The sequence below is a fragment of the Gilliamella sp. wkB112 genome (assembly GCF_001690685.1).
GTDB lineage: Bacteria > Pseudomonadota > Gammaproteobacteria > Enterobacterales > Orbaceae > Gilliamella > Gilliamella apicola_J.
Window position 1 is genome coordinate 240,505 of sequence record NZ_LZGL01000020.1, and the last position, 14,587, is coordinate 255,091.

Below are 14,587 nucleotides of genomic sequence, written 5' to 3' on the forward strand. Positions count from 1 at the left end.
TCATGGCTAATTAAATTAATCTGCACTATTTAACTTTTTTTGATGAGGTAAAATCAAATTCAGTACAATGGCTAAAATGCCACACAAACTAATACCTTGCAATGCATAAGAGCCAAAATCAAAAATCATCCCACCAATACCAAACACTAATACAAGTGAAACGATACACATGTTGCGTGATACAGAAAGATCGACTTTATGTTTAACCAAAATATTAATACCCACTGAGGCAATCGAACCAAAAAGCAACACCATAATTCCACCCATTACTACAGTTGGAATGGAGCTTAAAAAGGCACCAATTTTACCAACAAAAGACATTAAAATTGCCCAAATTGCAGCCCAGGTCATAACTCGAGTTTTAAAATTACGCGTAAGTGTTACCGCACCAATCACTTCGGCGTAGGTAATACATGGTGGTCCACCAAAAAAACCTGCAGTTGAAGTAGCAAGACCATCTCCGAGTAATGTACGTTGCAAACCAGGAGCTCGGGTATAATCTTTGCCGGTAACTGCACTAATTGCCATAATATCACCGACATGTTCAATCGTTGGCGCAATAACAATTGGAATCATATATAAAATGGCTTGCCATTGAAATTCAGGGAAAGTGAAATCAGGAATTTTAAACCAAGGTGCATCAATAACTAGTTGAAAGTTTACAATACCAAAAATACAGGAAAGAGTATAACCAACGATAATACCAGCAATAATTGGTACTAATTTAAAAAAACCTTTGGCCCAAATTGCCACAATCAATGTAGTTAACAGTGAAGCCATTGAGATAATTATTAATTGATAATTTTCAGCCGGTAAACCACTATTTTTTCCCATCGCCATGCCTACAGCAACTGGCGCAAGTGATAAACCAATTACCATGATAATTGGTCCGGTCACTACAGGAGGCAAAATACGATCAATAACATTATTACCATTGATTTTCACCAAGAAAGCGAAAAACATGAAGACAAAGCCTGCCGCAACTAATCCCCCTAAAGTAGCTGGAATCCCCCATTGCGCTACACCAAAAGAAATAGGTGCAATAAATGCAAATGATGAAGCAAGAAAAACGGGGACTTTACCTTTAGTGGTTAATTGAAACAACAAAGTACCAACACCAGCGGTAAATAATGCCACATTAGGATTTAATCCAGTTAACAGTGGTACTAATACTAATGCGCCAAATGCTACAAATAACATTTGTGCACCAGTAAAAACATCTTGCCATGAGTGTTTAGACTTTAGTGGATTATTTCCGTTTTCATCTATCGTGGTTTTTGTCACGTTGAACCTCTCTTATTCTACTTAATATTAGTAATATTTTTTATTAACTAACAGACATAAAAAAACCGGATTAACCGGTCTAAAATTTGAGATTTTATTTAGTGCCGAATATTTTGTCTCCGGCATCACCCAATCCAGGTAATATGTAGCCTTTATCATTTAACCTCTCATCTATTGAGGCCGTATATAATTCAATATCAGGGTGAGCTTGTTCTAGTACCTTTATACCTTCGGGTGCTGCAACTAAAACTAACACTTTAATATTTTTACAACCGGCTTTTTTTAGTAAATCAATTGTTGCAACCATTGAACCGCCAGTTGCCAACATTGGATCAACAACTAAAGCCATACGGTCTTCAATATCGGAAGTTAATTTCTGGAAATAAGGTACAGGTTCAAGTGTTTCTTCATTACGATAAAATCCAACCACACTAATGCGTGCGCTTGGTACATGTTCAAGCACACCATCCATCATACCTAAACCTGCTCGCAAAATAGGTACTACAGTAATTTTTTTACCTTTAATTCGTTCTACCTGAACCGGTCCGCACCAACCTTCAATTGTGACTTTTTCAGTAGGTAAATCAGCTGTTGCTTCATAAGTTAATAAGCTACCAACTTCACTAGCAAGATCGCGAAAGTCCTTAGTGCAAATGTCATGTTCACGCATTAAACCAATTTTATGACGTACGAGGGGGTGTTTTACTTCAACTATTTTCATGGGGGCCTCAGTGTTATTCTTCTTTAATATTTAAGTAGGTATAAATAACCACTGAGTGGCTATAGTAGCATAGTTATCAAAAGATGAAAACCGGAAATTCTAAAGCTTAAAAATAATATATGCATCTGTTTAACTAACAAACAATTAGGTTAATTACTTAATTAGACTAGTTTTATTTTTATACGTTTTTTAATTAGAATAGCTCTCCCAAAAATGATAGCTCATTAATTTTTTTATATTATTCTTTTTTAGAAACTAAATACTCTCACCATCCAAATATTCAACAGGAAAATCAATCACCTTTTGAGTTATGGTTTCACCATTAATCGACTTTAATAACATTTCTGCTGATTTTTGACCGATTTCAATTCTTGGAGTTGAAATTGATGCCAATTTAGGGGTTACTACTTGCCCAACATCATGACCATGAAAACCCGCAACCGCAATTTGATCAGGTACACTGATGTTAAGTCGCTGACATTCAAATAAAACCCCTAAAGCTAAATCATCATTAGTACTAAATACACCATCAATTTGTGGATACTCTTTTAAAGCCTGATGAAGTAATTGCGTGCCTAAAGAATAAGAAGATGACTCTTTTGTAGCAAATGTTTTTGGTATTAATCCAACTTCACTCATTGCCTCTTCATAAGCTTTTTGCCTAATGATACTGCGATCATCCTGACGAGCGCTAAAATAAGCAATATGCAGATGCCCCTTATTGATCATCCGATGAATCATCGTTTTGGTTGCCATAAAATTATCAAAACCAACAGCCATATCAATACATGGGGAAACACTGTCCATAATTTCTACTACTGGTACTCCAGATATTTCAATCATTTTACGTGTTGCGGCAGTATGAGTACGTTCTGTTAATATTAAACCATCAATATTGTATGCAAGTAGAGAACGCAAGCGTTTTTCTTCTTTTTCCGGATTATAGCCAGTATGGGCAATCATTGTTTGATAACTATATTTATCGGTTTCAATCTCAATCCCTTTGAGTACATCTGCAAAAACTTGGTTGGTCAAAGAAGGCAATAGTACACCAATAGCATTACTTTTTGCATTAGAGAGCATATCCGGTGCTTTATTAGGGATATATCCTAATTTATCAATAGCGGCGGAAATTTGTAACTGTAGGGATTCAGAAACTAATTTTGGATCACGTAAGAAACGGCTTACTGTCATTTTACTAATCCCAATTAAATTAGCAATTTCTTGTAAACCGGTGCGACGTTTTTTATTGATGCTCATTATGATTTTCCGGTAGGTGTGGTTGCCAATCAATTGGTGATTTACCTTGTTGCATAATCAGATTATTAGTTTTTGAAAAATGCTTACAACCTAAAAAACCACGATGAGCAGACAAAGGCGATGGATGGACTGAAGTTAACACATGATGTTTTTGGCGATCGACAAATTGACCTTTTCGTTGTGCCGGCGAACCCCATAACAAAAAAACCACTCCATTAAGATATTTATCAATTGCAGCAATAACATGATCAGTAAAGGTTTCCCAACCAATCTTTGCATGAGAATGCGCATGCCCGGCTTCAACAGTTAATACTGTATTCAATAACAACACTCCTTGTGTTGCCCAAGATGCCAAATAACCATGTGAAGGAATTCTAAAACCTTCAATATCGGTTGCTAATTCTTTATAAATATTTAATAGCGATGGTGGCGGTTTAATTCCAGGTAAAACCGAGAAAGCAAGCCCATGAGCCTGATTAGGTCCATGATAGGGATCTTGCCCTAAAATCACAACTTTAATATTCTCAAATGGTGTGAACCGGAATGCATTGAATACATCATGCTGTGGCGGATATATTACTTTTCCTTGTGCACGCTGTGATGCAACAAATTGCATTATTTGTTGGAAATAAGGCTTCTCTTTTTCCTCACCAATGACATCATGCCACGTTAATTTGGTCATCATATTATTTTGTTCACACATTAAATTAATCTAAAACATAGACAACATAATAACCGATCATAATAAAAATTTAAATTCAAAGGTATCACTTATCAAAGCAATAGCTTTTTTTGACTTTAATCAAATTTTCAAAGTGCTATATTAACCTTAATAATTTAGGGTAATTAAGCCCATTATGGAGGATTTTAAAATGATTACAGGTATCCAAATTACTAAAGCAAATAATGCAGCTCTTCTTAATTCTTTTTGGTTATTAGATGATTCAACAAAAGAAGCTCGTTGTGTTGCTGCTAAATCAGTATATAAAGAAGATCAAGTAATTCCAACTGCTGAACTTGGTCAATTCGAATATCGTGAAGTACCACTAGATATTGCACCAACAGTTAAAGTTGAAGGTGGTCAACACTTAAACGTTAATGTTCTTCGTCGTGAAACATTAGAAGATGCAGTTAAACATCCTGAGAAATACCCGCAATTAACAATTCGTGTCTCTGGTTATGCAGTGCGCTTCAATTCATTAACTGCTGAACAACAACGCGATGTTATTGCTCGTACATTTACTACTAAGATCTAAGTTAATGTTACGAATTTTAAAACCCAGCAACTGCTGGGTTTTTATTTATAAAGAAGTTAAGTTCTATTAGTTCATCCAATCACATCTTTATTAACTAATTTAGTATAAATAAAAAGGCGAGATCAGTAACCTAACCTCGCCATCAATATATAATAATTAGTTTTACCCAAAAAACTTTTTCACTTTGTCAAAAAAGCTCTTTTCTTTTGGGCTATGCTTTGAGCTTTTATCTGCTTTAAAGCTTTCGCTCAATTCTTTAAGTAACTCTTTCTGTTTATTAGTTAAGTTGACAGGTGTTTCAACCACCACATGACAGTAAAGATCACCCATTGCACTACCGCGTAAAGACTTAATACCTTTACCCCTTAATCTAAACATTTTACCAGTTTGTGTTTCCGCTGGAATGGTTAAACTTACCTTACCATTAAGAGTTGGTACTTCAACTTCACCACCTAAAGATGCTAATGCAATATTAATTGGAATTTCACAATGAAGATTTGAACCATCACGCTCAAAAATAGCATGAGATCTAACTTGTACTTGAACATATAGATCACCTGCGGGCGCTCCATTTAAACCAGCTTCACCTTCACCAGATAATCTAATACGGTTTCCAGTATCGACACCAGCCGGAATCGTAACCGACAATGTCTTAGTTTTTTGTATTCGACCTTCACCATGACATTTCTTACAAGGATTTTTAACAACTTTACCTCGACCATGACAAGTTGGACACTCTTGTTGTACGGCAAAAAATCCTTGTCGCATTTGTACTACACCAGCGCCATGGCAAGTATCACAGGTCACTACATCAGACGCTTTCTCTGTTCCTTGCCCATGACAAGTATCACACGAAACCCATGTTGGCACTTTTATTTCTTTTTTAACGCCAGCTGCTGCTTCTTCTAATGTTAGCGTAATGTTATATTGTAAATCAGCCCCTCTTGATGGACCATGTCCACCACGTCCGCGACCACCACCAAAAAAGTCACTAAAGATATCATCAAAAGCGGAACCACCACCAAAGCCACCAAATCCACCTGCTCCAGCCCCAAATCCTTGTTCGAAAGCGGCATGCCCATATTGATCATAAGCTGCTTTCTTTTGTTCATCAGTTAAGATTTCATAAGCTTCTTTGACTTCTTTAAATTTAGCTTCTGCTTCTGCTTTATTATCCTGATTTTTATCTGGATGATATTTCATGGCTAGGCGCTTATAGGCTTTTTTTATCTCACTTTCAGTGGCATTTTTACTTACGCCTAATATTTCATAATAATCTTTCTTCGCCATAATTAACCTTTACTTTTTTCGTTGTAAATACAACTAAACGGGCTTGAGTTACCCCTCGCCCGTTTAATGTATTATATGTTTAAAACTTGTTGAAATAACTCATTAAAAAACATAATAATTAACGTTTATTTTTTATCATCATCAACTTCTTTAAAATCAGCATCAACAACATCATCTTGAGTAGCAGAATTGCCACCTTGATTTTCTTGGGCTGTTTGTTCAGCTTGAGCTTGTTGTTGCGCTAATTCAAGCAATTTCTTAGATGCTTCCATCAACGTATTAATTTTTGCTTCTATTTCAGCTTTATCTTCACCTCGAGCGGAAACTTCTAGAGCACTTACTGCATCTTCAATAGCTTTTTTATCATCAGCTGATAATTGATCACCAGACTCTGCCACTTGTTTACGAGTTGAATGAACCAGATGATCTGCTTGGTTACGAATTTGTGCCAATTCTTCAAATTTACGGTCAGCATCTGCATTAGCTTCCGCGTCATGAACCATTTTTTGAATTTCTTCTTCACTTAATCCAGAAGAAGCTTTAATAGTAATATTTTGTTCACGTCCAGTATTCTTATCTTTTGCTGATACATGCAAAATACCATCGGCATCAATATCAAAAGTAACTTCAATTTGTGGCATACCACGCGGAGCTGCTTGAATACCATCTAAATTGAATTGACCTAATGATTTATTATCACTGGCACGTTTACGTTCACCTTGTAACACGTGAATAGTTACCGCTGACTGATTATCTTCAGCTGTTGAGAACACTTGACTATGTTTTGTTGGAATAGTAGTGTTTTTCTCAATTAAGGTAGTCATTACACCACCCATAGTCTCAATACCTAAAGACAATGGTGTTACATCAAGTAATAATACATCTTTAACATCACCACCTAACACACCACCTTGTACTGCTGCACCTACAGCCACAGCTTCGTCAGGGTTAACATCTTTACGTGGCTCTTTACCAAAGAAGTCAGCAACCGCTTTTTGTACCATTGGCATACGTGTTTGACCACCAACCAAAATCACATCTTTAATATCTGATACCGAAAGACCAGCATCTTGTAATGCAGTTTTAACAGGATCCATTGAACGTTTAACTAAATCTTCAACTAAAGATTCAAGTTTAGCTCGTGTTACTTTGATATTTAAGTGTTTTGGTCCTGTTGCATCTGCTGTGATATATGGTAAGTTAATATCCGTTTGTTGTGCTGATGATAATTCGATCTTAGCTTTTTCTGCTGCTTCTTTTAAACGTTGCATGGCTAGTGGATCATTTTTAAGATCGAAACCTTGCTCACGTTTAAATTCATCAACTAAATAGTTAATTAAGCGAGAATCAAAGTCTTCACCACCTAAGTGAGTATCACCATTTGTTGCTAATACTTCAAATGTCTTTTCACCGTCAACATCATCAATTTCAATAATTGAGATATCGAATGTACCACCACCAAGGTCATACACAGCAATAGTACGATTACCCACATCTTTATCTAAACCATAGGCCAGAGCTGCTGCTGTAGGTTCGTTGATAATACGTTTAACATCAAGACCTGCAATACGACCAGCATCTTTGGTTGCTTGACGTTGAGCATCATTAAAATATGCAGGAACAGTAATAACAGCTTCAGTAACTGCTTCGCCTAAATAATCTTCTGCAGTTTTTTTCATTTTCTTTAATACTTCAGCAGAAATTTGTGGTGGAGCAATTTTTTGACCTTTAACATCAACCCATGCATCGCCATTATCAGCTTTTACAATTTTGTATGGCATAATACCAACATCACGTTGCACTTCAGCATCTTCATAGCGACGACCGATTAAACGTTTAATTGCAAATAATGTGTTTTGCGGATTAGTTACTGCTTGACGTTTTGCTGGTTGACCAACAAGAATTTCGCCATCTTGTGTATAAGCAATAATTGATGGAGTTGTACGGTCACCTTCTGCATTTTCTAATACTTTTGCTTGACCATTATCCATTACCGCAACACATGAATTTGTCGTACCTAAATCTATACCAATAATTTTACCCATAATCTCTTTCTCCTCGAAATCTGTATTTTATTCTTTGTATATAAGTCTTAAATCTTAATTTTCAAGCCTTTAATTTAACAAAGAACTGTTTTTGTTTTCACATAGATGGGAACATTATTAGCAATATCAAGGGGTAAAAAAATAATTTTTTCATAGTTCTTGATTGATAAGGGTTCTGCACTTATTATTGCGCTCTTTTTTTATATAAAATTTAATTTATAGGATCTATATGCAACAAACAAAACTTGCCAATCCTGGCCCCCTTGGTTTGATGGGATTTGGAATGACTACAATTTTATTAAATATTCATAATGCCGGATTTTTCCCTGTTATGACTGCAATTGTTTCAATGGGTATTTTTTATGGTGGTCTTGCACAAGTGATTGCTGGTATTTTAGAGTTTAAAAAAGGTAATACATTTGGTACAACAGCATTTACATCTTATGGTTTTTTCTGGATTGCACTGGTGGGAATTTGGTATTTACCAACTTCACCAGCAACTACAACAACTAATGCAATATTTGTTGGTATTTTCCTTGCGTTATGGGGTATTTTCACCGCCTTTATGTTTATTGGAACCTTAAAAGCAAATCGTGCATTGCAATTTGTTTTTGCTAGCTTAACAATTTTATTTGCTTTACTAGCTATTGGTAATATTTCAGGAAATCACGATATTATTCATATAGCTGGTTTTGAAGGAATTATTTGTGGCGCTAGCGCTATTTATCTGGCTATGGCAGAAGTCATTAATGAACAATATGGCCGCACAGTTCTACCAATTGGTTCACCTAAAGGATCTACACATTAAAATAATTTCATAATATAAAAATCTACCAAAATAAAAAACGGGGCTTATCCCCGTTTTTCAATATTATAATTATAAAAGTATATTACTTTTTATATGCATCATTATGCACACCAACTGCCGCTCGTCCTGATGGGTCATTAAGATTTTTGAATGACTCATCCCATTCGATCGCTTTAGCGGTTGAACATGCAACCGTAGGGCCACCAGGTACACACTGAGCTGCACTTTCAAGCGGGAATAATTCATCAAAAATTTCACGATACATATAAGCTTCTTTGCTTGCTGGTGTATTGTATGGAAAGCGGAATTTAGCATTTTCTAATTGTTGATCCGTAATTTTACTTTCTGCAATTTCCTTTAAAGTATCTATCCAGCTGTAGCCGACACCATCAGAGAATTGTTCTTTTTGACGCCAAATAACCGATGCAGGTAGGTAGGATTCAAATGCTTCTCGCACAATATGTTTTTCCATTTTGCCATTACTACCACACATTTTATCTTTCGGATTAATACGCATGGCCACATCTAAGAATTTTTTATCAAGGAAAGGCACTCGAGCTTCAACCCCCCAAGCTGCCATTGCCTTATTGGCTCGAGCACAATCATACATATGCAGTGCTGCTAATTTACGTACTGTCTCTTCATGGAATTCTTTGGCATTTGGCGCTTTATGGAAGTAAAGGTAACCACCGAATACTTCATCAGCACCTTCGCCAGAAAGCACCATTTTAATACCCATGGCTTTAATTTTTCTTGCCATTAAGTACATAGGTGTTGAGGCACGAATAGTGGTAACATCGTAAGTTTCAATAAAGTAGATCACATCACGAATCGCATCAATACCTTCTTGTATAGTAAAGTTAATTTCGTGGTGCACAGTACCTAGATGATTTGCTACCGCTTGCGCCGCTTTAAGATCTGGCGCACCTTTAAGACCAACAGCAAATGAATGTAGTTGAGGCCACCAAGCTTCTGATTTTTCCTGATCTTCAACGCGACGAGCAGAGAACTTTTTAGTAATGGCAGAAATAACAGAAGAATCTAATCCACCAGATAATAACACCCCATAAGGTACATCAGACATAAGGTGACTTTTTACTGATTCTTCTAAAGCAACACGTAACGCATTAATATCAGTCTTATTATCTTTAACATTATCATAATCCATCCAATCGCGTTTATAATAAGGTTTTATTTCACCTTCGGTACTAGATAGATAACTCCCAGGAGGGAAAGCTGCAATAGTTTTACAAATAGGAACTAATGCTTTCATTTCGGAAGCTACATAAAATGTCCCGTTTTCATCATAACCTGTATACATTGGAATAATACCAATGTGATCACGACCAATAAAATAACTACCTTTATTAATATCATAAAGAATAAAAGCAAACATACCTTGTAATTCATCTAGGCAGTGAATACCTTTTTCTTGGTAAAGCGCTAGAATCACTTCACAATCAGATCCGGTTTGGAATTCATAACGATCTTTGTACTGATTTCGGAGTTCTTGATGATTATATATTTCGCCATTTACTGCTAAAACTAGAGTTTTATCTTTATTATAAAGCGGTTGAGCACCAGTATTAACATCCACAATTGATAGACGTTCATGCGCTAAAATTGCTTTATCAGAGGCAAAAATACCAGACCAGTCAGGGCCACGATGACGCATTAAGCTTGATAATTCTAATGCTTTAGTTCGTAGTTGTTCTGGATCTGACTTAATATCAAGAATACCTAAAATCGAACACATTGATTTTCTCCATTTAAAATCGCCAAAGCGATATTATTTACAAGTAAAAAAGACTTATTATATGAAAATTTGCGGCTATTTTTTATATTAATTAGCTTTAGGGATCTATTGCAAAAATAACCACCCTAAAATTTCCAGTTTAAACAGAATACACATTAATTATATACAATTAAAGTACAATATCATTATACTTTTCCTATTGTTGCAAAATATAACATTATTATTTTTTTTGCCATTGACCTTGTTGCTTTATGTATTGGCCGGCAGGAGTTTTCTCTTGCGCTTTACTGCCAGCTCTTTTTTCTACTTCATTTAAAGGAACATTAGTTTCAGCTGATACTTTTTGATACTGCTGCTTGCGAGCTTGATTAATTAATTGGGCAATTTCACCCGCATTACCTTCACTGTTAACTATACCCAAATAACCATCTGCTTGTTCACCAACTAATCCTTTGGCTTTAGCCTGACTTAATGAATTCATAGCTTGATCTAAAGTTAAAGCACAAGCAGAGAAAGATAAAATCATAGTTAGCAATGCTATAGTTACTTTTTTATAAATAGTCATAACAAACCTCTTAATAAATACTTTAATTTGTAATGAATCTGAAAGCGTAAAAAGAAAATTTTCATTCTGGTATTTTGGCTGACACAATCATTATTACTGAAATAATAGTTAATAAAATTTAACTATCTTAATTTAATAAAGACCTGATTTATTAATAATATTATCTAACGCCTTATCAACTTTAATATTAATTTCATGATCAATTTTAACATTTAAATTAATATTAATAGGTTCACTGGGCGCTTGAACTTTAACTGTCGGTGAACACCCTAGCAATGTGCAACTCAATGCCATGATTGCAATAATATTTCTTGTCATAAACTAACCTCTTAATTATGAGACTATTTTTTTAAACGCGCTTCAATACGTTTACGAATTGGCTCACTTATTTGATCTGACAATAGTAAACTCGTCATTAATTTAGCAACATTTTCTTCTAAGGTGATATTAAGATTAACTGCTTTGCCATTTTCGACATCCAAATTACTTCCTTGAATATTTAATCCTAATTTAGCAATATCATTAGCATAATCTACCTTGCCAGTTAATTTAGTATAATGAAAATTCTTGAGAATATCAGTGAGTATTTTCATATTAGGATTGCTTTGCTCATAACTTTTTAGTGCTGCATTTTCAAATTGCAAATAACCTTCACCAAGGGTAACTAACTGACCATTTTTAATCATTAATTGTAACATAGTTGCATTATTTTTCTTGCTTGCAAGTAATGTAACTGGCAAAGAACCATCGATCGAACCTTCAGCTGCAAGTCCTTCCACCGGATATTTAGCAAAAATATCTTTTAATTGAATTTGTTTAAGTCTTACATTAAATTGTTGTGGCAATTTAGCTAAATTCAATTTATTGTTTTCAAGTGCTACCGAACCAGAAAAAATATTAGCTTTAGCTTGCGTCCAAGTCAAAATACCTTTATTAATTGCTTTAAGTGAAGCTGCATAAGTACCAGCCAATTTTACCTTTTCAAAAACAATACCTACATTGACTTGTTGAATATTTAACGCTGGTATTGCTATGTTAACTTGATTATCTTTAACAACAACGTTGGCAATCCCAGATGCAGATTTTATTTCACTATTTAGATAAATTCCATTGAGTTTATTAATAATTAATTGTGCTGTTGCCGAAATTTGTTCACTCGTTAATGGGATTTTAGATTGAACTTGTAACTTTATTTTGCCAGCAGAGTTTGCAAACATCAAATCTTGAGAAATATTCAATTTTTCTAAACTAAACGATGCTTCATCTGAACTTGTTAAAGATAATTGATCATTGGTAATCCATCCGATAAATGGCAATGTTATATTACCGTTTATTATTTCGGATTGGTTAAACATTGCTGTTAATAAACCATCTTGTAGATCAATTCGGGAATCTTTTTGATTCAAAGTTAATGTAGTAACAAGTTTAATAGTATTATGATCATTTGTCGTTATTGTTAAACGAATAGCTTGTTGCTGTTTAGTTATATCAACATCGAAGTTATACAATTCATTTTCTTGATTAAACCAGCGTAAGGAATCAACATGAATCGTCTTAGGCAACCAATAAAAAATGTTATCTATGGCAGATAAATTCAAATTTGTTGCACTTTCATCAACTACTTTATCAACGGGTTCTAGTGGTGATGTTGTTGAACTTTGTTGCCAATGGATATCAAGATCTGTTGCTGTTAGCTGTGACCATGAAATTAATAGATTTTTACCGATTATTGATAATTGTGAATGTTGGGAGATGGTTATTTCATCAAACGTGATCCCATCCAAACTGATTTTAGCACCACTCCAGTCAATCGAAAGATCATACTTTTGCTTAAATGAACACCAATAATGCCATCCGATTAGAGAAGTAAACAAAATAATGAGTAAAAAACTCAATAAAATCCAATAGCGTTTTTTTAAGCGAGTCATATAAACTCTCAATTTGAAAAGAGCTTATTGCCGGATTTACCGGCAATAACAAATTAGATTACTCTTGTGCTTGTTCTCGCTGTTCAATATAAGCAAGGGCTTTATCAATTCTAGCAAGGGTTCGCTGTTTACCTACTGCAAAAACTGTCGCATCCACTGATGGAGATTGACCAATTCCTGTTACGGCTACCCGTAATGGCATACCAACTTTGCCCATCCCGACCTCAAGTTCAGTAGCTGTAGCTTCGATGACATGATGAATCTTATCAATTTGCCAATCAAAATCAGCAATGGCTTCAATTTTAGCCTTAATAGTAGCTAACGGAATTTTAGCAACCGGACGTAAATGTTTTTTGGCAGCATCGGCATCAAAATCAGTAAAATCTTGATAACAATAAGCACAAGATTCAGCCATTTCTTTAAGCGTTTTACAGCGTTCGCCAAATAACTTAATAATAGTAATAAGATCTGGCCCTTGGCTTAAATCATAGCCTTGCTTATTCATATGCCAAACCAAATGTTGCGCTACATAATCAGCATCTAAATGATTAATATAATGATGATTTAACCACAATAATTTTTCGGTATTAAATGCACTTGCTGATTTGCTCACTGCATCTAATGTGAAATAACTCACCATTTCAGCTACAGAAAAGATTTCCTGATCACCATGCGACCAACCAAGACGAACTAAGTAATTAAGTAATGCTTCGGGTAAATAACCATCATCACGATATTGCATCACGCTTACCGCACCATGGCGTTTTGACAGTTTTTGCCCATCATCACCTAAAATCATTGATACATGCCCATATTCAGGCAGAGGTGCACCAAGTGCCTTTAAGATATTAATTTGCCGAGGAGTATTGTTAATATGATCCTCACCACGAATAACATGAGTTATTTCCATATCCCAATCATCTACCACTACACAGAAATTATAAGTGGGCGAGCCATCCGTTCGGCGAATGATCAAATCATCAAGTTCTTTATTAGCAATTTCAATTGGACCACGAATTAAATCATTAAAAATAACCACACCATCAACCGGATTGGCAAAACGAACAACATGTGGCTCATCATGCGAATGTTGCTTTTGCACGGCATCACAACGACAATGACCGTCATAACGTGCCTTTTCACCTTTTTCCATCTGCTCTTCGCGTAATTTATCTAGACGCTCTTTAGAGCAGTAACAGCGATAAGCCGATCCTTTTTCTAACATTTCATCAATCACTTGATTATAGCGATCAAAACGTTTTGTTTGAAAATAAGGTCCCTCATCCCATGACAATTTTAACCAATTCATACCATCCATGATTGCTTCAATCGCTTCCGGAGTAGAACGCTCAAGATCGGTATCTTCAATACGCAATACAAATGCGCCTTTAGCGTGGCGAGTATAGAGCCAAGAATAAAGTGCTGTACGAGCACCACCAACATGTAAATAACCGGTTGGACTCGGTGCAAAACGGGTTTTGATTTTCATGAAATGATCCTACTTATAACTGAAATAAGTGTTTAACTAATAAAAAACAACCTAGCTCTTTCATCCTATTAGCCTTTACCAACAGAACGATATGTTTATATAAATTTGATAGTCGCTTATTCTAACACGCTAAAAGGTTTCGGCAATAGCCATGTTATTACCCAGAATTTAGCCATTAACATGTA

General features: G+C 35.3%; 13 protein-coding genes. 2 read left to right on the top strand and 11 right to left on the bottom strand.

Annotated features, from left to right (window positions below; genetic code table 11):
- Positions 1–15 precede the first annotated feature (15 nt).
- The 4 genes from A9G12_RS11710 to ung form a co-directional block, all read right to left on the bottom strand.
- Positions 16–1,284, bottom strand: coding sequence for a uracil-xanthine permease family protein (locus A9G12_RS11710; RefSeq protein ID WP_218056644.1), 1,269 nt, complete (start codon positions 1,282–1,284; stop codon positions 16–18).
- Between the two features lie 94 nt (positions 1,285–1,378).
- The gene (upp, locus tag A9G12_RS11715) at positions 1,379–2,005 is read right to left on the bottom strand and encodes a uracil phosphoribosyltransferase (RefSeq protein WP_065557191.1); all 627 of its coding nucleotides are present in this window, start codon (positions 2,003–2,005) and stop codon (positions 1,379–1,381) included.
- Positions 2,006–2,260: 255 nt separating this feature from the next.
- On the bottom strand, positions 2,261–3,265 hold the full coding sequence (gene gntR, locus A9G12_RS11720) for a gluconate operon transcriptional repressor GntR (protein WP_065566007.1): 1,005 nt from the start codon (positions 3,263–3,265) through the stop codon (positions 2,261–2,263).
- On the bottom strand, positions 3,252–3,950 hold the full coding sequence (ung, locus tag A9G12_RS11725; RefSeq protein ID WP_065566040.1) for a uracil-DNA glycosylase: 699 nt from the start codon (positions 3,948–3,950) through the stop codon (positions 3,252–3,254). The genes gntR and ung overlap by 14 nt, the downstream gene beginning before the upstream one ends.
- 187 nt (positions 3,951–4,137) lie before the next feature.
- Between ung and grcA the strand changes: the two genes are divergently transcribed.
- Positions 4,138–4,521, top strand: a complete 384-nt coding sequence (gene grcA / locus A9G12_RS11730; protein ID WP_065566008.1) for an autonomous glycyl radical cofactor GrcA — start codon at positions 4,138–4,140, stop codon at positions 4,519–4,521.
- Positions 4,522–4,683: 162 nt separating this feature from the next.
- On the opposite strand, the gene dnaJ is transcribed toward grcA, so the two are convergent.
- Together dnaJ and dnaK are read right to left on the bottom strand one after the other, a co-directional pair.
- Positions 4,684–5,811: a molecular chaperone DnaJ gene (gene dnaJ / locus A9G12_RS11735; protein ID WP_065566009.1), complete on the bottom strand. Its 1,128-nt coding sequence runs from the start codon at positions 5,809–5,811 to the stop codon at positions 4,684–4,686.
- Positions 5,812–5,936: 125 nt separating this feature from the next.
- Entirely contained in the window at positions 5,937–7,856 is a 1,920-nt protein-coding gene (gene dnaK / locus A9G12_RS11740) for a molecular chaperone DnaK (protein WP_065566010.1), read from the bottom strand.
- 229 nt (positions 7,857–8,085) lie between these two features.
- Here dnaK and satP point away from each other — a divergent pair, with 229 nt between their 5' ends.
- Positions 8,086–8,664 carry an acetate uptake transporter gene (satP, locus tag A9G12_RS11745; RefSeq protein WP_065566011.1) on the top strand — a complete coding sequence of 193 codons (579 nt, stop codon included), beginning with the start codon at positions 8,086–8,088 and terminating at the stop codon, positions 8,662–8,664.
- A gap of 82 nt (positions 8,665–8,746) precedes the next feature.
- Here the strand turns inward: satP and asnB are convergent, their stop codons facing one another.
- From asnB to gltX, 5 genes are all read right to left on the bottom strand, one after another.
- Positions 8,747–10,420, bottom strand: a complete 1,674-nt coding sequence (asnB, locus tag A9G12_RS11750) for an asparagine synthase B (RefSeq protein WP_065566012.1) — start codon at positions 10,418–10,420, stop codon at positions 8,747–8,749.
- 220 nt (positions 10,421–10,640) lie between these two features.
- Positions 10,641–10,985 carry a YdbL family protein gene (locus tag A9G12_RS11755; protein WP_065566013.1) on the bottom strand — a complete coding sequence of 115 codons (345 nt, stop codon included), beginning with the start codon at positions 10,983–10,985 and terminating at the stop codon, positions 10,641–10,643.
- Positions 10,986–11,117: 132 nt separating this feature from the next.
- The gene (locus A9G12_RS11760; protein WP_442903488.1) at positions 11,118–11,279 is read right to left on the bottom strand and encodes a YnbE family lipoprotein; all 162 of its coding nucleotides are present in this window, start codon (positions 11,277–11,279) and stop codon (positions 11,118–11,120) included.
- Positions 11,280–11,326: 47 nt separating this feature from the next.
- Positions 11,327–12,913, bottom strand: coding sequence for an intermembrane phospholipid transport protein YdbH family protein (locus tag A9G12_RS11765; protein WP_065566015.1), 1,587 nt, complete (start codon positions 12,911–12,913; stop codon positions 11,327–11,329).
- A gap of 58 nt (positions 12,914–12,971) precedes the next feature.
- The gene (gene gltX, locus A9G12_RS11770; protein ID WP_065566016.1) at positions 12,972–14,402 is read right to left on the bottom strand and encodes a glutamate--tRNA ligase; all 1,431 of its coding nucleotides are present in this window, start codon (positions 14,400–14,402) and stop codon (positions 12,972–12,974) included.
- Positions 14,403–14,587 lie beyond the last annotated feature (185 nt).